This window comes from Chryseobacterium sp. JK1 (assembly GCF_050632815.1).
Classification (GTDB): domain Bacteria; phylum Bacteroidota; class Bacteroidia; order Flavobacteriales; family Weeksellaceae; genus Chryseobacterium.
Map to the genome: position 1 here is coordinate 141,834 of NZ_JBODRU010000004.1, position 24,677 is coordinate 166,510.

The following is a 24,677-nucleotide window of genomic DNA, read 5'->3' on the forward strand; positions in this document are numbered from 1 at the left end:
ATACAAATCAATATAGTACATGGAAATCACAAAAAAATTAGAATCGAAAAAACTGTCTAAAAATTACTACGAAAAATTACGAAAAGGTCTTATAGAGTACACCGAGAAAGGAACTTCTGTTCAGATCTTTCCCGAAAAACCCATTCTTACAAAAGCGGTAGCAGAACTAGGTCTATTGCTGATGGGGAAAACCAATTATTATCAGTCATTCACTTTAGGCTCAAAAGATGCTGAAAAGTTAAAAGAATATATAAAGCCCAATATTTGGGATGATGAAGCCCATTATAACCTATTGGTATATTATTTTGGTGATCATGCGGATCTGGTAAAATATGCATGGAACAAAATGCCTTACAAAATGTATCAGACGGGCTATGGCCGCCGTTCCTTCCGCGCACCTCATCATGAAAGATTTGTAATGATCAATCAGGCGAATCTTATCAGAGAACTTCTACGTTTTCCCTGTAAAAATAGCTATGATAATGAATGTTACGACCTAACGCTGGAAGAGCAGATTATTTATGATAATGAGATTTTTAACAATGCAAGCCAGTTTTACATTTGGTCTGCTGCAATTGATACGGGAAACACCACTATTTATCAATTAATTGAAGATATTATTTTCAATAAACATTCTGAAGGAAAGGTGTCCTGGAGAATTATCAAGGCTTTACTTAACAGTGATCAGAAACATTGTTGGGAGCTGGTGGAAAAACTTCTTATTGCAGCCCAACGCCAGGAAGGTTTGAGGCAGACTATTTTGGAGGCGTTGGATGAAACCAGTATCGGAGCTTTGGAATATATGACCAACGTAATCGTTGAACATAAACTTACCCGCTTTTCATCGGTAGTAAGAGCTATTGATACCTGGACAGGCTTGGGTTGGGAATCTGAAAAGGAATCTGTTGTGAAGAATATTGTGTCATTGGCACATCATTATTTCAGTAATCCTGAAGTAATTCCCGAAGCTGTTAATGGTAAAAATAATATAGAAGCATACATGGCACTTTGGGTACAGGGAGTTTGGGATGTTGAGAAAACTGTTCCTTATTTACATCAGTTATTTGATAAAGGTAATGTAGAAAAGAAATGCCTGGCCATAAAGTTTGCTTCTGAAACCGGTGATCCTTACATCCAAATGCCTTTATACTACAAAGCAGTATTGGACGGAGATTTACAGGTACTGGCCTTTGCCGGTCATCATATGTCTGCGCTGTTAAATGTCAATACAGATTCAAAATTTTTTATCAACAATCCGAACTATCCAGATTTCTTCGAAAAGCTTAACAATCTAACTCAAAAAATAGAGGTAAAAGAAAAGAAGTTTGAAGGAAAAATATTCTCATGGCTGAATGTCACTTTCAGAAAAAATGATCTATATGCCTCCATGTTTTATCTGGTAGGAGAGGATAGTAGTAAGCTGGATGTTGTTCTTTCTTATTTTGATCAGTTTGATCTTTCTTTACGTGAATTGTTAACGAGAAATATTGTAGGAACGCTTTATTGCTATTCCCTTTCATACGGATTAGGAAAAACCAGTAAGAAGGTGACTGATTTTCAAAAAGAATTTGCCTTTAAAATCATAAAAGACAGAGGTGAAGCTTTGATTGCTTCCGGAATTAATGTATTGCTCCAGAATCCTTTAAGTAAGGAAGAAATCATGACTTTCTTTGATCTGTTTAAAAGAAAAGGTGGTACACTCCGTAAAAAGCTTATAGAGCTTGTTGTAGGACAGGAAGATGAAGTGATCATTCCATTGGTAGATGAATTGTTGGCAAAAGGAGATGTAGAGCAGAGAACAGCCTCATTGGATATCATGCTTCAGCTTCAGAAAGTTCAAAGAGTTTCATCACAGATTACCCGTTGGGCACAGCAGTACAGCGAAAGAACGAAAATATCAGATAGGGAGCAGAATTTACTTGAACAGATTAACCCTTCTTCAGACAAAAAGATCCTTTCTCCAGAAAATGGATTTGGGTTTTATGATCCTACAGCAATATCAAAATTTGAATTGCCAAAAGTTGAGAAGGATTCAATATACGCACAATCAACAAAAGACAATAAATATGGTTTCACACAGCCTATAGAAAAAATAAAAGATGCGCTTAAAAAGCTGAATGATCTCTTTCTGCAGCATAAAGATTATGAATACGAAGCTGAAGATTGGAACGGTTCTAAAACTACCGTATTAATGGGGAATGATTTCCGCCAGATCAAAAGAGAGATCGATGGTTTTACCTCTGAACAGCTGGCTTCCAATTATCCTCTGTATGAAATATGGCAGCAGTGGTATCAAGATTCAGGATGGCAGCCAAGAGATCTGTTTTTAGTAACATTTGCTGAGAATTGTGATCGTAAGAAGTTCAGAGATTTTTTGCAGGATTATGTGTTTTATCACAAAGATATTCTTCCCAATCCCATAAAGAACGGCTATTACTGGAGTAATCCTATCAGTTTTATTCTGTACTCGTTGCAGCATAAATTTGTTTTTCAAGAAAGAACAGACTTTTTGATAGATGCCTGCAGTACGCTGTTTGCTAATCTGCCGGAAGATATTATCAATTATAAAGGCAAAGAAGAAAAAAACTATTATTATCAAAGTAACAAAGGAAACGGATGGCAGGAGCAAGGCTTTTTTGATATCTTTTTAAAAGCAATTCCATTAAAGGGCCTTACCGATGAGCAACATCGTAAACAATGGAATTTATACCGATGGATGCAGTACAATGGATTGGAAGAATACATCAGTACTACCGTTCCTCCGTTTTATGTATTCTGTAAAGCCTACGAACTCAATAGTATTACTGAAGGAGAATTATACGAAGGAATTCTTACAGCAGATTCGGCGATAAGAGAACTTACAACCCTTAAATCTTACCATAATGAAAAATTGATAGAAGTGTTTTCCTTCCTGAAACCGATGATTGAGAAAATTCAGAACGAGTTTTTGAATATAGAACTCATCCGCGGAGATGCCAATACCTCTGTTTCGCATTTTGTACAGCAGTTTCAGTCTATGTATGGTTCGCAAAGGTTGATTCAGACTGTGAAAGGTCTGGGAAAAACCGGACTGTATGCGAATTACATATACAGTTATGGAAGCGAAAATATGACCAAACAGAAGCTTTTCTCGTGGCTGATATCTAATAGTTATCCCTTAGAATCAGATACTCAGGAGGCGTTTAATGAAATGGTGAAGAAAGAAAAAATTGCAGAGCTTCGCCTTGTACAGGTGGCGGTATATGCTCCGCAGTGGCAGAAACTTATCAGTAATTATCTTGGTTGGAAAGGACTGGATTCTGCCATTTGGTGGATGCATGCCCATACCAAAACAAGCGCTTACGAAGCCCAGAATGCCAAATTGGAAAGTGAAGTAGCCAAATACTCCTCAGTAGATATTCAGGAATTTAAAGACGGTGCGGTAGACAAAGACTGGTTTACAAAAGCGTATAAAGAATTAGGAAAAGCCCGTTGGGAAATGCTGTATGAGTCTGCAAAATATATTTCTGACGGAAACGGGCACCGAAGAGCAAGACTTTATTCGGATACTTTGGCAGGCAGTTTAAAAATAAAAGAAGTAACGGCTAAAGTAAAAGATAAGAGAGATCAGGATTACCTCAGAGTGTACGGGCTTGTACCATTAAGCAAAATAAACCCGGAAAAAGACGTTCTGAGCCGTTATGAATATATTCAGCAGTTTAAAAAAGAAAGTAAAGAATTTGGCTCAATGAAGCAGGCTAGTGAGGCATTGGCTATTCGTGTAGCATTAGAAAATCTGGCGCGTAATGCAGGATATCCCGATCCGGTAAGATTGACCTGGGCAATGGAAACTAAACAGATCCAGGGCCTTTTATCTCAAGAAACACAGGTAACTATTGACGGCGTTACTGTAGGTTTAATTATAGAAGACAATGGAAAAGCTGAACTTGTTGTATTCAGAGAGGACAAACAGCTGAAATCTATTCCGCCAAAGATTAAAAAAGATAAAGCAGTCATTGAGCTGAGCAATAACCGTAAGATCATGCGTGATCAATGGACCCGTTCCAGAAAAGGTCTGGAAGAAGCAATGATCCGAGGAGATGAATTTATGCTGAAAGAAATAAAAACACTCTTCGAGCATCCGGTGATTGTAAAACATCTGGAAAAGCTGGTACTTATTTCTAATGATCATAAGATCGGTTTTTTCCATGATGGAAGCCTTGTGAATGCTCATGGAGAAATTCAGGAACTGAATGATGAAAATACCCTGCGTATTGCACATTGTGTAGACTTGCATCAACATTCTGTATGGAGTGATTATCAGCATCATTGCTTTAAAGAAAAACTGGTACAGCCATTCAAACAGGTTTTCAGAGAATTATATGTGCCTACCCCTGATGAGTTGAAAGAAAAATCAGTATCCCGCCGTTATGCAGGACATCAGATTCAACCGAAGCAGACATTGGCGCTCCTTAAAACAAGAGGCTGGAAGGTAGATTATGAAGAAGGTCTTCAGAAAGTATATCATAAAGAAGGTTTTCAGGTAAAACTTTATGCATTGGCAGATTGGTTTTCACCTGCAGATGTTGAAAGTCCGACTTTAGAAACCATAGAATTTCATTCTTTAAAAGACTATAAAAATATTCCTTTTGAAAAAATTGATCCAAGGTTGTTTTCAGAAGTTATGAGAGATATAGATCTTGTCGTATCCGTAGCGCACGTAGGAGATGTAGATCCTGAAGCCAGCCATTCTTCTATTGAAATGAGAGCTGTACTTATGAAAGAAACAGCCCGTTTGTTCAAACTGGATAATATAAAAATAGAGGGCTCTCATGTACAGATAAAAGGCCATATGGCAGAATACAGTGTGCATTTGGGCAGTGCAGTTGTTCATCAGGTTCCTGGTAAATATTTGTCTATACTTCCGGTGCATTCACAGCACAGAGGACGATTGTTTTTACCATTTGCAGATGACGATCCGAAATCTGCAGAAGTATTGTCCAAAGTATTATTACTGGCCAAAGACAATGAAATACAGGACCCAACTGTATTGTCACAGATAAAGCGTGAATATGTATAAATGACAAAAGGTACACTTCTCAGAAGTGTACCTTTTTATTTTGAAATAAATAATAAGTGAATTTTAGGGTATAAAAAAAGCATCTTTTCAAGATGCTTGTGTTTTTAGATATTCTTTTTTTAAACCTCGTCGTCAGAGTCTATTGTGTAAGATCTGCTCTTGAAGTCTTTGTCATGTTTTTCTGAAATTACATCCTCACCCTTTTCATTAATGATGAAATCTGTGGACTCATTAAACATCTCCTGAAAACTCTTAAAATCTTCCTTGTAAAGGTAAATTTTATGCTTCTCGAATGTAGCTTCTCCATTCTCTCCGAAATTCTTCTTACTCTCAGTAATTGTAAGATAATAATCTCCTGCTTTCGTCTCGCGCACATCAAAGAAATAAGTTCTTCTCCCTGCTTTTAACACCTTCGTGAAAATCTCATTTTCATGGCGTTCCTTGTATTCACTCATTGTTAGATATTTTTTAATCTTGTTAAGAACAAATATAAAAGAATTCTTTTAATCACAAAATTTTTTTTATGATTTATTTAACAATTGAGAACGAAATGGCTAAGCAGTTACAGAATTGGCAATTTCTGTGAGGTTGATGATTTGATCGGCTTTCTGAGCGCTAGACTCTCTGTGTGTGATGATTATGGAAGTAGCGTTACTGATTTTCCTGTCAATATTTTCAAGGATATTCTGTTCCGTTTCGGTATCTAATGCAGACAGAGAATCATCAAAAATAATGATATTAGGGTCTTTAATTAGGGCTCTGGCAATGCATATTCTTTGTTTTTGCCCTCCCGAAAGCATCACCCCTCGTTCACCTACCAGTGTTTTATATTGATCCTTAAACTCAATAATATTTTTATGAACATCGGCAATCTGAGCGTACTCTACAACCTTTTCGTGAGAAGGATTATTGATGGCAAATCCAATATTGTTTTCAATAGAATCAGAGAATAAATAACTTTCCTGAGGAATATATCCTATAAAATCTCTGTAATTGTCCAGGTTATGTTCTTTCAGGTTTTTTCCGTCAATTAAAATCTCTCCTTCAGTAGGATCTATCAGTCTGCAAAGCAATAATGCAATTGTTGATTTTCCACTTCCGGTTTTTCCCATTATCGCTAAAGACTCACCTGCTTTGATTGTAAAGCTTAAATTATCTAAAGCTTTTATTCCGGTATTAGGATACACATAAGATACATTTTTGAACTCAATTTCTCCTCGAATAGGATAGTTGTCAAAATTCGTATTGACAATCTCTGATTTTTTATCCATAAATTCATTGATCCTCTGCATAGATGCCTCCGCTCTTTGGTTTACAGATGTTACCCATCCAACCATAGAAAAAGGAAAAATTAAAGTATTAATATACATAAAGAAATCTGCAATCTTACCGATACTCAGTTCTCCCGCAATATATTTTGTTCCTCCAACCCAGATGATCGCGACATTCAGCAAGCCGATTACAAATAAAATAATCGTAAAGAAATAGGCTTCTGTTTTCGCCAGATCCAGTGCTTTATTTTGGTAGTCGGTTACCTTTACTCCGTAGTTTTTTTCAATGTATTTCTCTCTGGCAAAGAATTTTACCACACGAATTCCCGAAAAGCTGTCCTGTACAAAAGTGGATATCGCAGACTGGCTTTTCTGCATCACTTTCGATTTTTTATTGATGATAGAACTTACCTTATAAATAGCGTAAGATAATATAGGTAGAGGCAGCAATGTCCACAACGTCATAGACGCATCTGTTTTTACCATGTAAATGGCTGTAATCAGAACAAGAACAATAAGGTTGGCAACATACATTACCCCAGGTCCAAGATACATTCTTACCGCAACCACATCTTCACTTAATCTGTTCATCAGATCCCCAATGGTGGTTTGTTTATAATCCGTTAAAGATAAATCCTGATAATGTTTGTAAATTCTATTTTTAAGTTCATATTCAATCCTTCTGGAAGCCACAATGATGGTCTGTCTCATCATAAAAGTGAAGAATCCCGTTAATAGTGAACAGCCTACAATAATTCCTACATAGATCAGTACCTGCTGATTGAATCCCAGATTTCCGCTTTTCGTAAGCTCGTCTACCGATTTTCCTACAAACTGTACTTTATATATATTGAAAAAATTACTGAGAATAATAAATAACAGGCCCCAAAACAACAGGATCTTATGTTTCCAAAAATAGGGGTTTAAGGTTTTTAACGCTTTCATATAGTTTTACAAAATTACAAAAATGTCATCACACTACGAATTTCATCAATTTTAAATTTTGTATCTTTGCAGTCATAAAAAAGCTCTTTGAATGTTAGGAAGACGACAAATCCGTGAAAAAGTAGTACAGACCGTGTATTCTTACTACCAAAATCCTGTAAAATTTGATGTTTTAGAGAAAAACATGTTTGCCGGGATAGAGAAAATCTATTATCTATACATCTATCAGCTCAACTTCCTGGTGAGTCTGAAAGAATTGGCAGAACATCAGATTGAAATTGGTAAGAACAAATACCTTAAGACTGATGCTGATATTAATCCTAACCAAAAATTCATCAACAACCAAGTATTGCTAAAGCTGGAAGAAAATCCTGAAAGATTATTTTTTACAGGACAGCATAAGCAATTGAAATGGGATATGCATGATGATTTATTGGTGAAGACTTTCCAGAGAATTACTGCTGGGAAACGTTATCAGGATTTCATGAAAGAAGAAGGTTATTCTTTTGAAGAAGATCAGAAATTTATCGGAAAACTATTCTTAAGATATATTGCTGAAAATGAAGATTTTCATGATTATTTAGGAGACAAAGAACTTTCATGGTACGACGATATTCATATTTCAAACTCAATGGTACAGAAAACGATCGGTTTTCTAAGAGAAGATGAAGAAAGCAGAACATTGATCAAAATGATCAAAGATGAAGATGATAAAACTTTCGCTGGTAAACTATTGAGAGATACCCTGAATAATTGGGAAAACAACGAAAAGAAACTGGAAGAAAGATTAGAAAACTGGGATCTTGAGAGAGTTTCTTTAATGGATAAAGTTATTTTGTCAACCGCGATTGCAGAACTTGATAATTTTGCATTCACGCCTTCAAGAGTCATCATTAATGAATACATTGAAATTGCAAAAGTATTTGCTACAGATCGTTCCAATATCTTCATTAATGGTATTTTAGATAAATATTGTAAAGATCAAAATAGAATATAAAATGAAAAAGACGTTATCAGTTATCGCCTTGTCAATTATAGGTTTCGGATTGGTTTCATGTAAAAAAGAAAACAAAGAAATTCAAAACGCTGAAACAACTACAGTAACAGATTCTACAGCTACAGCAGCTCCTGTAATTGCTGATTCTACTGCACATCCTGCAGCTGGTGAAGCAGCAGCACCGGTTTCTAACGAGCCATCTACTTCTGTAGCTTTATCAGAAAGCAACTTCGATTTTGGAAAAGTTAAAAAAGGAGACAAAGTAGAACACGTATACGAAATTACCAACACGGGTAAAAACCCATTGGTTATCTCTGAAGTAAAACCTGGATGCGGATGTACTGCTCCTGACTTTACGAAAGAACCTATCATGCCTGGTAAAAAAGGTAAGATCACTTTGCACTTTGATTCTTCAAACTTCGACGGAAACGTTCAGAAATATGCAGATGTTTTTGCAAACGTAGAGAAAGCTCCAATTAAATTAACGTTCACTGCGAACATCCAACCATAATATTAAGAGTATGTTGACACTATTTTTACAGGCACAGCCGGGAGGATCTTCATCTATGATGCTTGTTATAATGGGGGTAATGTTTGTAGGGTTTTATTTCCTGATGATCAGACCTCAGATGAAGAAGCAAAAACAGGAAAAAAACTTTCAGGAGAACCTTAAAGTAGGAACCAGAGTTGTTCTTACCTCAGGACTTCACGGAAGAATTGCTCAGGTTCAGGATGATGGTTTTGTTATCGAAACATTATCTGGAAAACTAAAGTTTGAAAAAGCTGCAGTTTCAAGAGAAATGACAGAATCTCGTTTTGGAGATAAAGCAAAAACAGCTGACAAATCAGCTGACAAAAAAGAAATAGAAACTACTGAAGAAAAGAAATAATTCAGTTGGAAAATATGTAGCTGCGGCGGGTGAACAAAGTTCACCCGCCGCAGTCATTTTTAACCTATCCCCAATGTTCTGTATTCATTTGTAAAGACAATTAGCCGGATTGTTGTCTAATAAAAATTATCTTTGCGAGATGAATCAAAACACAAACAAATCTGTTCTCATTTTAGGTGCCAATTCAGATGTGGCGAAGCAATGTATAAAGCAGTATATCTCCAAAGGATTTTCTGTGATGGCTGCTTCAAGAAATACTCAATCATTAGAGGATTTTGCTGTTGAAAATAATCTGGACCGATCAAAAATTACCATTTTGTATTTTGATGCTGTAGATTTTGATTCCCATCAGGCGTTTTATACAGAACTTCCCGTAAAACCTCATATTGCAGTATATGCGGCAGGTTTTTTAGTAGACAATCAAAAAGCTTTGACGGATTTTAAAGGGGCGAAACAGATGATGGAAGTTAATTATATGGGAGGTGTTTCTATTCTAAGCATTATTGCGATGGATAAAAATAATAAAAACCTTGAACGAATTATCGGATTGTCTTCGTTGTCTGGAGTAAGAGGGCGTAAAAGTAATTTTGTGTATGGAAGTACAAAATCTGCTTTTACTCAGTTTTTGGCAGGATTAAGACAGGAATTAGCTTCCAGACAAATAATAGTCAATGCCTTAGTAATAGGATATGTCAGGACAAAAATCAATGAAGGATTAGAGCTGAATGAATCATTGATCATGGAACCGGATTATGTGGCCGGATTTGTGGTGAACGCAGGAAATTCTTTTACTATCGTTCCGAACTTTAAATGGAAAATTATTTACCATATCCTTAGGCTTTTGCCGGAGAGTCTGGCCGCAAAACTACCATAATAATCATGAAAGAGTAGATTTATACTGTTTATGATCTAAAGATATCGAATTGCATGATAATTTTAAGTTCGGTATCTTTTTTGTAATTCTATGGTCAAAATTATTTCTTCTTGGCAAGATTCAATTTCTAAATGATCATTGAGTAAAGCAGTACCAATCTGTTCTGCTGTCAATCTATTTAAAATATCACATGATTTCCTTTTGCTCCCTGAGTGTAAAGGTGATTCTGTTTTTGAAATACATGATGCTTTTCCAATATTCATTTTTAAATTCTGCGAGAGAAATCAATTATAATATTCATAAAAAATATTAAAATAAGCAAGTATAAAATGGACGATTTAGAATTGAACAACATTCAAAAACATTGGGATACTTTAATCACCTCTGCAATTTCATGGGCACCCAGAATTTTCACGGCAATCATTTCAGCATTGCTTATTTATCTGATTGGATCATGGATGATCAGAATGATTAAAAAGCTGGTTGCAAAAGCTTTCAAAAAACGTAATATGGAAGCTTCGCTGCAGCATTTTCTTTTAAATATTATCAACTGGGGACTTAATATTCTGTTATTTATTGTGGTAGTTACGCAATTAGGAGTACAGACTTCTGCGTTTGTAGCCATGATTGGTGCTGCAGGTTTGGCCATAGGTCTGGCCTTACAGGGTTCACTAACTAATTTCGCAGGAGGAATACTTATACTTTTGTTAAAACCCTTTAAAATAGGTGATTTTATCTCTACCAATAGCGGTGTTTCAGGAACGGTGCAGGCTATTGATATTTTCCATACAAAGCTTGTTACTCCACAAAATCAATTGATCGTGATTCCCAACGGAGTTGTTTCTAACAATAGTATTACAAACTTTACTCAACTAGGAACAAGGAGAACATCATTGGATATTGGTGTTGCTTATGACGCAGATCTTAGGAAAACAAAGGATATTTTAATGAATGTCATTCGGAATAATCAATACGCTCTTGCTAACCCTGCACCACAGGTTGTGGTGACAGAACTTGGAGACAGTGCAGTGAATGTATCCGTAAGAGTAAGTACTGCTACAGAAAATTTCTGGACTATGAATGAAGAATTAATCATCGGTTGTAAAGAAGCTCTGGATAAAGCAGGAATTGGTATTCCTTTTCCACAGAGGGATGTACATATTTATAATAGATAACTCAAAAAAATTGCTGTATTACTATAATACAGCAATTTTTTTGAGTTAGATTTTTTACTTACACATTGCATTATCTTTGTGTCCAAATTAAATAACCATGATAAACAGACTTTTTCTTTGCTTAGGAGTATTATTTACAGTTATATCTGTCGCTGCACAAAATCAATTTTTAGATCCTACATTTGGGACGAATGGAGTAGTTACTTATACCCCAAATCCTACTTATAGATTTGCGTATGAAACAGGAGTTTTTACTTCGCAGCAGAAACTTGTTGTAAGTGGGAGTTATTATAATAATCCCAGCAACAGTCAGTCTACTACAAATGTTATCCAGAGATTGAATGCTGACGGAACAATTGATAATACCTTTAATACAGTATTGATTCCTGCATCTTCGTCTAATCCTTTATCTCGTTTACTCAGAATGAACATTCAGAATGATCAGAAAATTCTTCTGGGAGATTTGCTTGGAAATAAGCTGGTCCGTTTAAACGAAAATGGAACGTATGATATGGGATTTGGTACTAATGGAGTTGTCAGTAATTCCAATTTAAGTACATTTTTTAATAATTTAGGGATAACAGGTCCTTTTAATTTTAATAATGTTTTTTTAACCAGCACAAATAAAATTTTAGTATGTACAACGGCAATAGATGATCAGATAGGAAAGTTAGCTGTTTTCCGTCTTAACGAGAATGGTTCTGTAGATACAGGCTTTGGAAACAACGGATTGATATTGTTGGAGGGAGATATGGGACGTTTAGTTGTTCAAAATGACTCCAAACTATTATTGATAGGACAAAAATTTGGAGGAGCTTTTGTAAAATCAAGATATTCACAGGATGGTATTCTGGATGTCACTTATAACAATACTCCTGTTTCATATGTTCCTATTCAGAACTATTCAACGTTCTTTTGTACAGCTACTGGTAAAGATAACAACACTTATATATATGGTTTATCTTCTTCGGCTGCTTCACCTATTTCCCTTATTACTTTGATGAAATTGAATCAGGATGGTGAACTTGATAGCAGCTTTGGAGTAAATGGTATTGTAAATGAACAATATTATAATAACAACAATAATTATTACGTTGATAATAATATCATTTACCCTACCTTACTTTTAGATAACAATAATAATCTCTTTCTTGTCTGTCTGGCTACTCCAACAGGGAGTGCTGCCGATTTAAACCAATTTGTTAAAAAATTTAAGACAGATGGTTCGGTAGACCAGGGATTTGGAAATAGTGGAGTAGTCGATATAGATCTTAATGGTAAGGAATATATGGCTTCTGCGATTATGACGCCTGATCAGAAAGTCATGATATTTGGAAATTATCAGATTCCTTTAAAAGGAGTAATTACGAAGGTTTTAAATAATACCAATGCTTTATCTGTAAAGAATCAGGAAATTAAAAAAGATGATGTGAGTATCTATCCTAATCCTGTAAAAGATATTCTGAATGTAAAAAATGCAAAATCGAAAGATTTACCTATTGAAATAATAGATGCAAGTGGAAGATCTGTTTTAAAGACCATTATTAATGAAAATAAAGTAGATATAAGTCATCTTGAAAAAGGAATATATTATCTTAATATTGTGAATACAACTCATAAATTTATAAAAGAATAAAAATAAAGACGGGATTTTTCCCGTCTTTATTTTTTACTCCAATCAATAGTTATGAATGAGCTGCCAAGATGAGAGAAGGGTATTTTAAAATTATTTTTTGACAAATGACAATTGTTTTTGTCGGTCAGTTTTATACCTTTACCTTAGCGCAATCTGTGGATACAACAAAGTATGGAAGAACTCTTTAATTATATCAGAAAATTTGGAATACTGAACGAGCACGATGAACTTTTAATTTCAAAAGGAATTCAGCAGGTTAAGGTAAAAAAAGGCTCCACTTTTATAGAAGCTGGTAAAGTAAGCCAAAGAATTGCTTTTGTAAAAGAAGGAGTTTTCCGTTCTCTATACTATAATAAAGAAGGAGATGATTTTACCCGCTATTTCATCTATGAAGGACGTTTTATAGGCGACTTCCAGGGATTTACCGATCAGCTTCCTGCTCATGAGTATATTGAAGCCATTACAGATGCCGTCTTACTTATCATAGATCTGGAACATTTTAAATTATTGGAAAAAGAAATTGCGATATGGCCGGTTTTATTCGCAAGAATTCATGCATTTGTCGTAGAAAATAAATTGAAAGTTGCCAGTATTATGTTGAATCAGGATGCAAAGGCCCGGTATATTCATTTCTTAAATCATTATCCAGGTCTGGCTAACAGAGTTCCTCAATCTATGCTTGCTTCTTATTTGGGAGTGACTCCTTCTTCACTCAGCCGTATCAGAAGAAATATCGTTTAAGATAATTAATGATAGCTTTTAGTCATTAATACGTTTTGCATTATACATTTTATAATTGAGTTTCCTTTTTGTCAAATGGCAATGGCCTTCTTTTCAAACTGTTCTAGCTTTGCATCATAAAATTTAAATATATGGATATTGTATTAGGACTGCAATGGGGAGATGAAGGAAAAGGAAAGTTTATCGATCTTATCAGTGAAAACTATAACATTACAGCCCGTTTTAACGGCGGATCTAATGCTGGACACAGTATAGAAAGAAACGGACAGAGAATTACCCTTAAAATGATTCCTTCCGGTATCTTTATGAAAGGAGTACAAAATGTAGTAGGTACAGGAACTGTTCTGGATCCGGTGAGTTTAAAAAAAGAAATAGAAAACCTTCAGATTTTCGACCAAACGGTTCATCCTATAGACAATCTGATTATTTCTAAAAAAGCTCATTTTGTATTGCCTACCCACAGACTTCTGGATGCCTTTATGGAAGACCATCCTGATTATACAACAATAGGAAGCACACGAAATGGAATAGCTCAGGCTTATTCAAACAAAATTTTAAGACAGAATGTAAGAGTAGGAGATATGTTTTTACCTGATTTTGAAGAAAAGGTACATCATATTTTAAAAAGAGATTATAAACAGCTTTCAGAAGATGGGATGGTTTTACCTTCTCTGGAAGAGATCAGCCAGGATTTTTTTGAAGCCATAGATTTTCTGAAGAAGTTTAATTGTATAGAAACTGAGATCTACTTAAACAAAGCATTATCTGAAGGTAAAAAAATATTAGCAGAAGGTTCTCAGGCTGCCATGCTGGATATTGATCACGGAACTTACCCATACGTAACGTCTTCCTCCACTACAGCCGCAGGAGCTTGCATCGGATTAGGAATTTCTCCTAAGAAAATGGGAGAGATCTACGGAATTGCCAAAGCATATTGTACCAGAGTAGGAAATGGAATGTTCCCGACAGAATTATTTGACGAACTTGGAGATGAGATCAGAACAAAAGGAAATGAATTTGGCTCCAACACGGGCCGTCCAAGAAGAACAGGCTGGCTGGATCTGCCTGCTTTAAGATATGCCATAATGATTAATGGGGTTACCCAGCTGGTACTCACAAAAGCTGATGTTCTGAGCGGATTGAAATCTGTAGCAGTATGTACCCATTATGAATTGGAAGATGGGAAAATAGAAACCATCGCTGGGTCATTACCAGAAAACAGCCGCCCTGTATTGAAATGGCTGAATGGCTGGAATGCTGATTTCTCTACCATGAAAAGTCCTTCTGAATTACCAATAGAATTACAAGAATTCCTTTCATTTATAGAAGCAGAATTAGAAGTTCCTGTCACTTATCTTTCCATAGGACCGGGAAGAGAGCAGATGCTGAAAATGAAATAAGTTGATATCAATATAAAGCGGGAGTTATTTCCCGCTTTCATTTTGTGGATCCCATCTTTCTAAAAATTCCAGATCTAGATAGTAGTTGGTGGGAATGTATTTATCGTAATAAACTTTTGTGGAAGAATATTGTTGAAAAATTTCTTTTAACGTAATCTTATCAATGTTTGTAAAAGCAGTGAGTGTTATTAATAAATTATCCTTGATGTGTTCAATGGTGATTTTGGTCTTTACAAATTCAATATCTCCTTTATAATAGAAAATGTTGGCATAATCGTTTTGATCTTTACCAACCCCGAAAACATAATGTTCTATAATAGCTCTACTTAAATCTACATCATCAGTTATTCTGTGGCGTTTTATGTCCTGAACAACAATTTCTCTATTAAAATTTTCAACAGGAAATCCTTTTTCACTTTCAATAAGCGAAAAAATATAATAGTAAAGTGGAGCCAGAATAAGAATTCCGATGACAAAATATCCCCCTTTAAAATCTAGGTTACTTTTGTTTTTTGAATATCCAATTCCGTGAAAAAAGGAAAACACTCCTATCAGCCAAATAATATAGATTGCTATTTTCAATGGGGTACTTAGCTTTTTTTTCGGAAGTGGCTGGGGTTTCTTTTCTTCTGGTTTATTCATCTGTTGAATTTTCTATAGAGATAAAAAAAGCGGGGCAAATACCCCGCTTTAAATTTATGCTTTTAAATTCAATTGTAATTCTAATTCATCGAGCTGTGCATCAGCAATAGAAGCAGGTGCATCAATCATGACATCACGTCCGGAATTATTCTTAGGGAAAGCGATATAATCTCTGATGACCTCATTTCCGTCAAGGATCGCTACCAAACGGTCAAACCCAAAAGCTAAACCACCGTGTGGAGGAGCTCCGTATTTGAAGGCATTCATTAAGAATCCGAACTGAGCTTCAGCCTCTTCTTTTGAAAATCCTAAAAGATCAAACATTTTAGACTGAAGATCTCTGTCGAAAATTCTGATAGATCCACCTCCGATTTCGTTTCCGTTCAGAACCATATCGTAAGCATTCGCTCTTGCTTTTCCAGGATCAGTTTCCAATAAGTGGATATCTTCTGGCTTTGGAGACGTGAAAGGGTGGTGCATAGCATGGTATCTTTCCGTATCCTCATCCCATTCCAATAGAGGGAAGTCAACAACCCAAAGTGGTGCAAAAACGTTTCCTTTTCTTAATCCTAAACGGTTTCCAAGTTCCATTCTTAAAGCAGACAGCTGAGCTCTTACTTTATTTTCGTTTCCGGAAAGAATCAACATTAAGTCACCTTCTTTCGCTCCGAATTTTTCAATGATTTTTGCTAAATCTTCTTCGTTGTAGAATTTGTTTACCGATGAGGTTTTTACTCCATCATTCTGGAATTTTACCCAAACCATACCGGAAGCGCCAACCTGAGGACGTTTTACCCAATCCACAAGTTCATCAATTTGCTTTCTTGTATAATCTGCACATCCTTCTACGTTGATTCCTACAACCAGTTCTGCTTCATCAAATATTTTAAAGTCTTTTCCTTTTACCAGCTCATTCAGCTCTACGAATTCCATTCCGAAACGGATGTCCGGTTTGTCATTTCCGTATTTTCTCATCGCATCAGCGAAAGTCATTCTTGGGAAAGCTCCGAATTCCTGACCTGTAATATCTTTAATAAGAGTTTTAGTCATTCCTTCGAATACGTTCATCACGTCTTCCTGCTCTACAAAAGCCATTTCACAGTCGATTTGTGTAAATTCCGGCTGTCTGTCTGCTCTTAAATCCTCATCACGGAAACATTTTACAATCTGGAAATATTTATCCATTCCACCTACCATCAAAAGCTGTTTGAAAGTCTGTGGAGACTGTGGTAATGCATAAAACTGCCCTGGATTCATTCTGCTTGGTACAACAAAGTCTCTTGCTCCTTCCGGAGTAGACTTGATCAAAACAGGTGTTTCCACTTCGATGAATCCTTCATCAGATAGATAATTTCTTACCTTCTGTGCCATCTTGTGACGGAAGATCAATTTATCTTTTACCGGATTTCTTCTGATATCCAGGTAACGGTATTTCATTCTTAATTCTTCACCACCGTCCGTTTCATCTTCAATAGTGAAAGGAGGAAGTTGGGAATCATTAAGAATCGTTAGCTTTTCTACTAAAATTTCAATTTCACCAGTTGGAATATTAGGATTTTTACTGACTCTTTCAATGACTTTTCCTGTCGCCTGAATCACAAATTCACGCCCTAACTTTTTAGCCTCTTCCATCAGCTGTGCAGAAGAGCGATCCTGATCCAAAACAAGCTGGGTAATTCCGTAACGATCTCGAAGATCTACCCAAATCATAAATCCTTTATCACGGATAGTTTGTACCCATCCAGATAGTGTAACTTCTTCATTCAGATTTTTCAGAGATAGCTCTCCGTTTGTGTGTGATCGAAACATAATTATTTGTTTAAAGTTCAATGTTTAAGGTCCAATTCCGAACCTTGAATTTTTCGTTGGCAAAGATAAGATTTTTGCAGGTTTTATAAATAAAAAAAACTTCCTTTCGGAAGTTTCGTATGTTGTTTTTAGATTTTTTAATCTCTATTGCCGCCTTTTGCAATCAGAATTTTTTTAATTTCTTCGCTGTCTTTTGTGTCATCAGCTACTTCAAGAGGTGTTTTGTTCTGACACTTTTTATTTACGTTAGCTTTATTATTCAAAAGGAATTTGATAATATTCTTTCTGTCGGACATTACACTAAAGCCAAGTGGTGAATAAAGAATATTTCCCACTAGAAAACATTTGTTGTAATCTCCTGGCGCAAACTGTTTTTTGAATGCCGTTACATCATCAGTATAAATGGCTTTCATTTTTTCTTGTGTCATTGTTTGAGCAGAAAACATATTGGCACATAATAATGCTCCAAATAGAAAAGTTGTAGAGATTATTTTTTTCATAATGATCATTTTTAAGAATATACAAATCTAAATTAAATTTTATTATCAATTGCTAAGTTTTACTAATAATTGGATTTGTATTTTTGAATTTAAATAAATTATTGATTGTGAAATGATGAAATATGTTGACTTTTTGAAAAAAGCTTTCAGTGGCGAGGAAACGGATTTTACGAAGGTGAATATCAGAAGTGCGGTTTTGCTCTTGGCTATTCCGATGATGTTGGAAATGGCTATGGAATCTGTATTTGCCTTAGTAGATCTGTATTTTGTAGGCCATCTTAAAGAGAGTGGTTTTGCTATTCAGACGGTGGGACTTACGGAGTCTGTGCTTTCAGTAATGTATTCTATTGCGATAGGGATGAGTATGGCGGCTACAGCTTTGGTTGCAAGGAGGATTGGTGAGAAAAATCCGGAGCAGGCTTCCCGAAGTGCTGCACAGGTATTGCTGGCTTCATTTGTAATCACCTTTATTTTAAGTGTGCTGGGAGTAGTGTACGCTGAAGAAATTCTTATTCTAATGGGTGCGAGACCTGAAGCGGCTGCCTATGGGAAGGATTTTACAAGAATTATGATGGGAAGCAGCACGGTTATTATGCTTCTGTTTCTGATCAATGGTATTTTCAGAGGAGCAGGAAATGCTATGATTGCCATGAAAAGTTTATGGATCGCCAATATTGCGAATATTATCCTTTGTCCGATTTTAATAAGAGGTTTAGGTCCTGTTCCGACAATGGGGCTTACCGGAGCGGCGCTGGCTACAACAATAGGGAGAAGTATCGGGGTTATCTATCAGTTATACCATCTTTTGGTAGCAGATACACAGATCCGTATCAGACTTTCTTATTTTAAGCCGCAGTATGATTTAATCAGATCGATTGTGAAGGTTGCAACCCCGGGAATTTTCCAGTTTGTGATTGCTTCCTGTAGCTGGATTTTCCTTGCAGAGCTTGTAGCTACTACAGGTGGTGAGAATGCTTCGGCAGGTTATCAGACAGCACTGAGGCTGATGATGTTTTTCATGCTTCCTGCCTGGGGATTAAGCAATGCTGCATCTACATTAGTAGGACAGAATATGGGCGCGAATGAAATGATACGTGCAGAGCAGTCCGTTATGAAAACCGTGAAATACAATGTGATTTTTATGTTGATCGTAAGCTTGATTTTCATCTTCATGGGCAATTTTTTAGTGAGCTTCTTTACTCAGGATATCGAAATCAAGAAATTTGCAGAAAATGCCCTTCATATTATGAGTATTGGCTTTATCTTTTATGGAATTGGGATGGTGATGATCAATGCGTTCAACGGAGCAGGGGATACCTGGACGCCAACGTGGGTGAACCTTTTTGGATTCTGGCTGTTTCAGATTCCTTTGGCTTACTTCCTTTCCAAACATTTGGAGATGGGGCCTAAAGGAGTATTTATTTCGATACCTGCAGCGGAAACATTGATCACAGTCGTTGCTTTTATTTTGTTTAGAAGAGGAAAATGGAAAACGGTGAAGGTATAAATATTATATTCGACATACCCAAAACTATATAAAACAAAAAAACTTCCCGAAGGAAGTTTTTTTGTTTTTATGTACTGAAAGGAATTATTTCTTAATAAATTTAGAAGAGAATCTTCCTTCTTTATTTTCTATCGTTACAATGTAATTTCCTTTGATAAGTGAAGAAACATGTATTCCTTTACTTCCGTCTACATGATCTTTAGAGAGTACCAGTCTTCCTTCGGATGAGTAAATATTCATTTTACCCGTTACATTGAAATAGATGATATCATCTGCCGGATTAGGATAACAAACTATATTTTTAGATAATTTGACTTCTTTGGTTCCTAAGACAGTAGTTTCAATATAAACCACATTTTGGAAAACGGGTCCCCATATTCCCAGGCTGTCTTTTACTCTTACATTAAAGATATGAAATCCTATAGGCTGTGCAATTGGAATACTGTTCTGTAAAATATTTTCAACAGCATTATCAAAATTACCATCTACAGATGCTACAGCAATACCATTCCCTTCACCGGGATCATTATCCCAAAAATATTCTCCACTAGTTAGATTAACTCCTGGTAAAGCATTGGTCCCCATGTGTATGATGTTTTTAAAAACGGGTCCCCATTCTCCTTGACTACCTTTTATTCTTACATTAAAAACATGAAAACCTGCAGATTGCGGAATGGCAATATTACTTTGTAAAACATCTTCAATGATATTATCAAAATTACCATCTAATGCGATAAGTGGACTGGCATTTCCTTCACCTGGATCATTATCCCAGAAATACTCTCCGTTTGTAAGTGTCCCCGCTCCTGTTACAGGAAGATTTCCGGTATGAATGATATTTTTAAAAACAGGTCCCCAATTTCCCTGGCTGTCTTTAAATCGAATTGCAAAAGTGTGAAATCCATTCGCAGAAGGAATAGATGAAGTGTTTTGAAGTACCTCTTCTATCGCATTATCAAAATTACCGTCTAAGGCTGTTAATGCTGTTGCATTCCCTTCTCCGGGATCGGTATCCCAATAGTATTCCGCATTATTTACCTTTATTTGTGCCTGAAATAAAAATACAAATAATGAAAAAATACAAATCAGTATTTTTTTGTTCATTGTTTTCATATTTTTATTATTTAGAGATTCCCGTTGCTTCTGCCTGAATAGAAGTAGTTCCCTGATAAACTCTTCTTGGAGTATTCAGGAACATTACTCTTGGTTTATTTCCTGCGGTACTAGGCCAGTAGTTGATCCATGAATTAGATCCACCTAAAGGACCAATATCATTTCTTGTTAAATCCAGATCCTGATATTCCTCATCAGGGGTTCCTGCATTTATTATTGCCCCAGAGAATGTTAAGTTGTTTAAATCCAAACTATAATTTGCACTCCCAATATTATTATTTTGAATATCTACCCCTGTGGTATTAAACGGAGAAGTAGATAAATTATAGTTGGCAATGACTGTTATAGCAGCGGATGCTACAATTTCTGAAACGTTTGCGGTACCTGAATTTAGAATGTTATTTGAGATATTGACAATACCTGTTGTGTTACCCGTATTAATATAGATAGGAGCAAAACTCGCATTTAAGGCAGTTGTTAAAAACCTGTTATTTTGTATGGTATTGGTAGATCCTGATTTTATATCTTTGATTTCTAATGAACCGAAACTGGTACCGGTATTACTCACATCATTATTTAGAACATTTAACGGATAATTTGTTGTAATCAAGTCAATCCAGTTACTTTTATTAGCATTAATGTAGATATCAGAGAGGGCTAATGGTGCAGCATCACTACGTAAATGAATATCATTCGTGATATTGCCTATGATTTTTCCATGTACGAAATATAAACTATTGAAAGAACTTCCATAGACGTTCGTCGTTACATTTTTAGTATCCGCGAAATTGAGATTCATATCTACTGTACAATTCGCTATATTTACGGTACATCTTCCTCCGGTAAAAGGGGTAGGGGTTATACCGACATTACTTTGGAAGGCATACATATTATGGATATTTACCACTCTGTCTGCGGCTGGTACAATGACGATAGTACCCTGAATATAATATTTGCTGAAATTGGTTTCAGAAACAAAAGTAAGAGATTTATTGATGGAAATATTCTCTAAATAAGGAACATTTCCAATTTTAGGTTTGATAATAATACGGTCACCATTATTGGCTGCAGTTATAGCTGCAGAAATGGTAGCATAAGCTCCTCCTGCTCCCAAATCGCGAACGTATAGGTCAGCTGCTTTAATTTTTCCAATACTCAATGTGCACGCCAGTGCATACAAAAGGTACTTTGTTTTCATGGATTTTAGTTTTTTTGTTAGCCGGCAAAAGTACGTGTTTTTTATTTATACTGCTAGTTTAAGGTTGAAAACATTAAAGACTTTCAACTTCTTATGAAATGTTTTAGAAACTTTAACAAGCTAAATTTTTGATTTTAAAAGTGAATTTTCATAAATTCGTTATGACAACCAATACATATTACTATGGGAAAAGGAGACAAAAAATCAAGAAGAGGAAAAATTAATTCCGGAAGCTATGGAAAAAGAAGACCTAAAAAAGCGTCAAAATCTTACGCTGCTTCAGAAGAGAAATCGAAAAAGTAATTAACAATAAAAAGACCGAAGATCAGATCTCCGGTCTTTTTTTATAAAAATTAAATTAATTATTTTCCTCCAAAAATATTTCCAAGGATGCTGCCTAGGCCACCGCCTCCTTGCTGTTGCTGATTTCCACCTCCCAGCACGCTTCCTAAAATATCATTCAGTGGGTTTCCGGATGATTGAGACTGTCCGCCTCCTCCCAAAACACTTCCGAGAATGTCATTCAAAGGGCTGGATTGCTGAGTCTGGGCCTGGTTGGATGCGTTTCCGAGAATTCCTCCTAAAAGATCTCCAAGTCCGCCTGCTCCTACATTACTTTGCTGTTTTTGCTGCCCGATATATCCCATCACAACAGGAGCTAACATCGCCAGAATGGGACCAATTTTGTCTATTGAGATTCCTGTATTTTGTGACAGCTGGTTTTCAACAGTACTTTTCTGATCTCCAAAAATATGACCAAGAATGGATCCTCCTTCAGCCTGTCTTGATTCTATCTGAGAGGCATCATTGAGGATGCTTCCGTTATGATCCTTGTCCAAAGCGCTATTTAAAGCTTCCGCCTCTTTTGCATCCTGAGATTTATTTCTAAGATAAGAAATGATAAGAGGGGTCGCTACAGCGAGTAAAGCAATTACCTGATTCTTGCTGATTCCGAATTTATTTTCAGCCTGTTCAGCAACCTGGTTGCTTGTGTTCCCTGTAAGTAGGTCAATTAAACTCATTTTTTGTGTTTATTAAGTATTAAGTAACCCAAAGTTATCAAAAAATATGCCTCACAAATTCATTCCCTCTCACAATTATTGTTAAAGTTTCTGAAGGTATATCAGGAGGGGTTAGTTTTTAATAATAGGAACATTGGAACATGCTTCCCCGAACATCAGAGATTTTACAATAGGCTTAAGCTGTTCTACCAGTTCAATATAAGCATTTTCAGGAATATCCTTATCAGAGCAACCTTTTACCAACACTCTTTTGCCTCTCATATCTTCAAAATCATAAGTCTGTATGGCATTGTGCATCAAAATAACCTCCAGATCCTCACGTTTTCCGAAAACAATTTTTTTAGCCACATCGGTAAGTTTTGCAGTGAGTACAAAATAAGCCCACAGTGGAATAATAGTATCTACAGAATTGTAAATAAAAATATAGGAATCTTTATACTCTTCAATATCAATAGCTTCTACCTTTTCACGGAAATCCTTTTCTTTCAAGATCATTTCCTGAAAAAGAAAATCTTTAAGATCTATACCTTTCCTCTGACCTTTTGGAAGCAGGGTGGAAAGATCAAAATTGATAAGACCGCTTTCGGCAACTTTATTTCGGATTTCAAATTCTTCTGACATTTTTATCATTATCTTTGAACAAATTTACGAATTAAGATGATATCTATTTTAATTTGTTCTCTATCCTTACCATAGAAACCTCCCATAACTTATCCTCATACCGGAGAAAGGGACTTCTAGTGGTTATACAACAAATAATAAAGGTTTCGAAAGAAATGAAATATTACATTATTGCAGGAGAAGCATCAGGTGATTTGCACGGAAGCAATCTGATGAAAGCTTTACAACAAAAAGATCCTAATGCCGAATTCAGATTCTGGGGCGGAGATCTTATGAAAGCTCAGGGAGGAACCTTGGTGAAGCACTATCGTGATCTCGCTTTTATGGGCTTTCTGGAAGTGGCTATGAATCTGAGAACCATTTTGAATAATATAAAATTCTGCAAAGAAGATATTTTGAATAACAGACCGGATGTTCTTATTCTTGTAGATTATCCTGGCTTTAATTTAAGAATTGCCAGATTTGCCAAAGAACTCGGAATTAAGGTGGTATACTACATTTCTCCGCAGCTTTGGGCATGGAAAGAAGGTCGTGTAGAAATCATCAAGAAATATGTAGATGAAATGATGGTCATTCTTCCATTTGAAGAAGAGTTCTACAGAAAACATGGAGTTCATTCGCACTTTGTAGGTCACCCTTTACTGGATGCTATTTCTGATCTTAAAGAAATAAGTGCTGAGCAATTTAAATCCGAAAATGGACTGAATGAGAAAGAGATTATAGCCCTGCTTCCAGGTTCAAGAAAGCAGGAAGTAGAAAAAATGCTGGAGATTATGCTTTCCGTAAGACCGCATTTTAAAAACTACCAATTTGTCATTGCCGGTGCACCTAGCTTACCTAAAGAATTTTACCAGAAGTATGTGGATGATAATGTGCATTTTGTTTCCAACAAAACATATGATCTGTTGAGGTGCTCAAATGCAGCGTTGGTGACTTCAGGAACGGCCACTTTAGAAACGGCATTATTGAATATTCCTGAAGTGGTTTGCTATCGGGGGAGCAAAGTTTCTTATGCTATCGCTAAAAGATTGGTTAAAAATATCAATTACATTTCGCTGGTCAATCTGATTATGGACAGAGAAGTAGTAAAAGAACTGATTCAGAATGATTTGAATACCAGTAACCTTGTAGAAGAACTTCATAAAATAATGGAAGGAGAAAAAAGAGAACAGGTTCTGAATGATTACCAGCTTTTAAGAGAAAAACTAGGAGGAAAAGGAGCCAGTGCTCATGCTGCCGATGTTATTTTGAAAGTATAAGTTTTTTGTTGATTCTTC

The 24,677-nt window shown here is 35.9% G+C and carries 22 protein-coding genes; 12 read left to right on the plus strand and 10 right to left on the minus strand.

Annotation, left to right across the window (positions count from 1 at the left end; translation table 11 throughout):
- Positions 1-19: 19 nt before the first annotated feature.
- Positions 20-5,059 carry a DUF4132 domain-containing protein gene (locus tag ACQ76T_RS19550; protein WP_431344928.1) on the plus strand — a complete coding sequence of 1,680 codons (5,040 nt, stop codon included), beginning with the start codon at positions 20-22 and terminating at the stop codon, positions 5,057-5,059.
- A gap of 119 nt (positions 5,060-5,178) precedes the next feature.
- Here the strand turns inward: ACQ76T_RS19550 and ACQ76T_RS19555 are convergent, their stop codons facing one another.
- Complete coding sequence (locus ACQ76T_RS19555; RefSeq protein WP_002976288.1) at positions 5,179-5,514, minus strand: DUF3276 family protein; 336 nt, start codon at positions 5,512-5,514, stop codon at positions 5,179-5,181.
- A gap of 99 nt (positions 5,515-5,613) precedes the next feature.
- Complete coding sequence (locus ACQ76T_RS19560; RefSeq protein ID WP_431344929.1) at positions 5,614-7,275, minus strand: ABC transporter ATP-binding protein; 1,662 nt, start codon at positions 7,273-7,275, stop codon at positions 5,614-5,616.
- A 91-nt stretch (positions 7,276-7,366) separates the two neighbouring features.
- Between ACQ76T_RS19560 and ACQ76T_RS19565 the strand changes: the two genes are divergently transcribed.
- From ACQ76T_RS19565 to ACQ76T_RS19580, 4 genes are all read left to right on the plus strand, one after another.
- Complete coding sequence (locus ACQ76T_RS19565) at positions 7,367-8,272, plus strand: transcription antitermination protein NusB (RefSeq protein WP_431344930.1); 906 nt, start codon at positions 7,367-7,369, stop codon at positions 8,270-8,272.
- Position 8,273: 1 nt separating this feature from the next.
- Positions 8,274-8,783, plus strand: coding sequence for a DUF1573 domain-containing protein (locus tag ACQ76T_RS19570; protein ID WP_431344931.1), 510 nt, complete (start codon positions 8,274-8,276; stop codon positions 8,781-8,783).
- Positions 8,784-8,793: 10 nt separating this feature from the next.
- Positions 8,794-9,162, plus strand: a complete 369-nt coding sequence (yajC, locus tag ACQ76T_RS19575) for a preprotein translocase subunit YajC (protein WP_431344932.1) — start codon at positions 8,794-8,796, stop codon at positions 9,160-9,162.
- A gap of 139 nt (positions 9,163-9,301) precedes the next feature.
- Positions 9,302-10,036, plus strand: coding sequence for an SDR family NAD(P)-dependent oxidoreductase (locus ACQ76T_RS19580; RefSeq protein ID WP_431344933.1), 735 nt, complete (start codon positions 9,302-9,304; stop codon positions 10,034-10,036).
- 62 nt (positions 10,037-10,098) lie between these two features.
- Here the strand turns inward: ACQ76T_RS19580 and ACQ76T_RS19585 are convergent, their stop codons facing one another.
- Positions 10,099-10,299 carry a hypothetical protein gene (locus ACQ76T_RS19585; RefSeq protein ID WP_431344934.1) on the minus strand — a complete coding sequence of 67 codons (201 nt, stop codon included), beginning with the start codon at positions 10,297-10,299 and terminating at the stop codon, positions 10,099-10,101.
- Between the two features lie 66 nt (positions 10,300-10,365).
- Here ACQ76T_RS19585 and ACQ76T_RS19590 point away from each other — a divergent pair, with 66 nt between their 5' ends.
- The 4 genes from ACQ76T_RS19590 to ACQ76T_RS19605 all read left to right on the plus strand — a co-directional run bounded on the left by ACQ76T_RS19590 (position 10,366) and on the right by ACQ76T_RS19605 (position 14,988).
- Positions 10,366-11,211, plus strand: coding sequence for a mechanosensitive ion channel family protein (locus ACQ76T_RS19590; RefSeq protein WP_431344935.1), 846 nt, complete (start codon positions 10,366-10,368; stop codon positions 11,209-11,211).
- A 97-nt stretch (positions 11,212-11,308) separates the two neighbouring features.
- Entirely contained in the window at positions 11,309-12,847 is a 1,539-nt protein-coding gene (locus ACQ76T_RS19595; protein ID WP_431344936.1) for a T9SS type A sorting domain-containing protein, read from the plus strand.
- 171 nt (positions 12,848-13,018) lie between these two features.
- Positions 13,019-13,588, plus strand: coding sequence for a Crp/Fnr family transcriptional regulator (locus ACQ76T_RS19600; protein ID WP_431344937.1), 570 nt, complete (start codon positions 13,019-13,021; stop codon positions 13,586-13,588).
- A 131-nt stretch (positions 13,589-13,719) separates the two neighbouring features.
- Positions 13,720-14,988 (plus strand): adenylosuccinate synthase, encoded by a 1,269-nt coding sequence (locus tag ACQ76T_RS19605; protein WP_431344938.1) that lies wholly within the window; start codon positions 13,720-13,722, stop codon positions 14,986-14,988.
- A gap of 24 nt (positions 14,989-15,012) precedes the next feature.
- Here ACQ76T_RS19605 and ACQ76T_RS19610 read toward each other — a convergent pair whose 3' ends face one another.
- The 3 genes from ACQ76T_RS19610 to ACQ76T_RS19620 all read right to left on the minus strand — a co-directional run bounded on the left by ACQ76T_RS19610 (position 15,013) and on the right by ACQ76T_RS19620 (position 17,939).
- Positions 15,013-15,630: a hypothetical protein gene (locus tag ACQ76T_RS19610; RefSeq protein ID WP_431344939.1), complete on the minus strand. Its 618-nt coding sequence runs from the start codon at positions 15,628-15,630 to the stop codon at positions 15,013-15,015.
- A gap of 54 nt (positions 15,631-15,684) precedes the next feature.
- Positions 15,685-17,439, minus strand: a complete 1,755-nt coding sequence (gene aspS, locus ACQ76T_RS19615) for an aspartate--tRNA ligase (protein WP_431344940.1) — start codon at positions 17,437-17,439, stop codon at positions 15,685-15,687.
- A 137-nt stretch (positions 17,440-17,576) separates the two neighbouring features.
- A complete protein-coding gene (locus ACQ76T_RS19620; RefSeq protein WP_431344941.1) occupies positions 17,577-17,939 on the minus strand; it encodes a hypothetical protein in 363 nt (120 codons plus the stop codon).
- A gap of 112 nt (positions 17,940-18,051) precedes the next feature.
- Here ACQ76T_RS19620 and ACQ76T_RS19625 point away from each other — a divergent pair, with 112 nt between their 5' ends.
- Positions 18,052-19,446 (plus strand): MATE family efflux transporter, encoded by a 1,395-nt coding sequence (locus ACQ76T_RS19625; protein WP_431344942.1) that lies wholly within the window; start codon positions 18,052-18,054, stop codon positions 19,444-19,446.
- 84 nt (positions 19,447-19,530) lie between these two features.
- Here ACQ76T_RS19625 and ACQ76T_RS19630 read toward each other — a convergent pair whose 3' ends face one another.
- Positions 19,531-20,550, minus strand: coding sequence for a T9SS type A sorting domain-containing protein (locus ACQ76T_RS19630; protein ID WP_431344943.1), 1,020 nt, complete (start codon positions 20,548-20,550; stop codon positions 19,531-19,533).
- A 16-nt stretch (positions 20,551-20,566) separates the two neighbouring features.
- On the minus strand, positions 20,567-21,757 hold the full coding sequence (locus ACQ76T_RS19635) for a hypothetical protein (protein ID WP_431344944.1): 1,191 nt from the start codon (positions 21,755-21,757) through the stop codon (positions 20,567-20,569).
- A 183-nt stretch (positions 21,758-21,940) separates the two neighbouring features.
- Between ACQ76T_RS19635 and ACQ76T_RS19640 the strand changes: the two genes are divergently transcribed.
- Complete coding sequence (locus tag ACQ76T_RS19640) at positions 21,941-22,060, plus strand: 30S ribosomal protein THX (protein WP_422695507.1); 120 nt, start codon at positions 21,941-21,943, stop codon at positions 22,058-22,060.
- A gap of 59 nt (positions 22,061-22,119) precedes the next feature.
- On the opposite strand, the gene ACQ76T_RS19645 is transcribed toward ACQ76T_RS19640, so the two are convergent.
- Complete coding sequence (locus tag ACQ76T_RS19645) at positions 22,120-22,779, minus strand: DUF937 domain-containing protein (protein WP_431344945.1); 660 nt, start codon at positions 22,777-22,779, stop codon at positions 22,120-22,122.
- Between the two features lie 111 nt (positions 22,780-22,890).
- Positions 22,891-23,400: a DUF2480 family protein gene (locus ACQ76T_RS19650; RefSeq protein ID WP_431344946.1), complete on the minus strand. Its 510-nt coding sequence runs from the start codon at positions 23,398-23,400 to the stop codon at positions 22,891-22,893.
- A gap of 155 nt (positions 23,401-23,555) precedes the next feature.
- On the opposite strand from ACQ76T_RS19650, the gene lpxB reads away from it, so the two are divergent.
- Complete coding sequence (lpxB, locus tag ACQ76T_RS19655; protein WP_431344947.1) at positions 23,556-24,659, plus strand: lipid-A-disaccharide synthase; 1,104 nt, start codon at positions 23,556-23,558, stop codon at positions 24,657-24,659.
- Positions 24,660-24,677: the final 18 nt, after the last annotated feature.

Excerpts from the sequence above, each read along its gene's own strand:
- ACQ76T_RS19550 (WP_431344928.1), top strand. The coding sequence starts at position 20 with ATGGAAATCACAAAAAAATTAGAATCGAAAAAACTGTCTAAAAATTAC.
- ACQ76T_RS19555 (WP_002976288.1), bottom strand. The coding sequence starts at position 5,514 with ATGAGTGAATACAAGGAACGCCATGAAAATGAGATTTTCACGAAGGTG.
- ACQ76T_RS19560 (WP_431344929.1), bottom strand. The coding sequence starts at position 7,275 with ATGAAAGCGTTAAAAACCTTAAACCCCTATTTTTGGAAACATAAGATC.
- ACQ76T_RS19565 (WP_431344930.1), top strand. The coding sequence starts at position 7,367 with ATGTTAGGAAGACGACAAATCCGTGAAAAAGTAGTACAGACCGTGTAT.
- ACQ76T_RS19570 (WP_431344931.1), top strand. The coding sequence starts at position 8,274 with ATGAAAAAGACGTTATCAGTTATCGCCTTGTCAATTATAGGTTTCGGA.
- yajC (WP_431344932.1), top strand. The coding sequence starts at position 8,794 with ATGTTGACACTATTTTTACAGGCACAGCCGGGAGGATCTTCATCTATG.
- ACQ76T_RS19580 (WP_431344933.1), top strand. The coding sequence starts at position 9,302 with ATGAATCAAAACACAAACAAATCTGTTCTCATTTTAGGTGCCAATTCA.
- ACQ76T_RS19585 (WP_431344934.1), bottom strand. The coding sequence starts at position 10,299 with ATGAATATTGGAAAAGCATCATGTATTTCAAAAACAGAATCACCTTTA.
- ACQ76T_RS19590 (WP_431344935.1), top strand. The coding sequence starts at position 10,366 with ATGGACGATTTAGAATTGAACAACATTCAAAAACATTGGGATACTTTA.
- ACQ76T_RS19595 (WP_431344936.1), top strand. The coding sequence starts at position 11,309 with ATGATAAACAGACTTTTTCTTTGCTTAGGAGTATTATTTACAGTTATA.
- ACQ76T_RS19600 (WP_431344937.1), top strand. The coding sequence starts at position 13,019 with ATGGAAGAACTCTTTAATTATATCAGAAAATTTGGAATACTGAACGAG.
- ACQ76T_RS19605 (WP_431344938.1), top strand. The coding sequence starts at position 13,720 with ATGGATATTGTATTAGGACTGCAATGGGGAGATGAAGGAAAAGGAAAG.
- ACQ76T_RS19610 (WP_431344939.1), bottom strand. The coding sequence starts at position 15,630 with ATGAATAAACCAGAAGAAAAGAAACCCCAGCCACTTCCGAAAAAAAAG.
- aspS (WP_431344940.1), bottom strand. The coding sequence starts at position 17,439 with ATGTTTCGATCACACACAAACGGAGAGCTATCTCTGAAAAATCTGAAT.
- ACQ76T_RS19620 (WP_431344941.1), bottom strand. The coding sequence starts at position 17,939 with ATGAAAAAAATAATCTCTACAACTTTTCTATTTGGAGCATTATTATGT.
- ACQ76T_RS19625 (WP_431344942.1), top strand. The coding sequence starts at position 18,052 with ATGATGAAATATGTTGACTTTTTGAAAAAAGCTTTCAGTGGCGAGGAA.
- ACQ76T_RS19630 (WP_431344943.1), bottom strand. The coding sequence starts at position 20,550 with ATGAACAAAAAAATACTGATTTGTATTTTTTCATTATTTGTATTTTTA.
- ACQ76T_RS19635 (WP_431344944.1), bottom strand. The coding sequence starts at position 21,757 with ATGAAAACAAAGTACCTTTTGTATGCACTGGCGTGCACATTGAGTATT.
- ACQ76T_RS19640 (WP_422695507.1), top strand. The coding sequence starts at position 21,941 with ATGGGAAAAGGAGACAAAAAATCAAGAAGAGGAAAAATTAATTCCGGA.
- ACQ76T_RS19645 (WP_431344945.1), bottom strand. The coding sequence starts at position 22,779 with ATGAGTTTAATTGACCTACTTACAGGGAACACAAGCAACCAGGTTGCT.
- ACQ76T_RS19650 (WP_431344946.1), bottom strand. The coding sequence starts at position 23,400 with ATGTCAGAAGAATTTGAAATCCGAAATAAAGTTGCCGAAAGCGGTCTT.
- lpxB (WP_431344947.1), top strand. The coding sequence starts at position 23,556 with ATGAAATATTACATTATTGCAGGAGAAGCATCAGGTGATTTGCACGGA.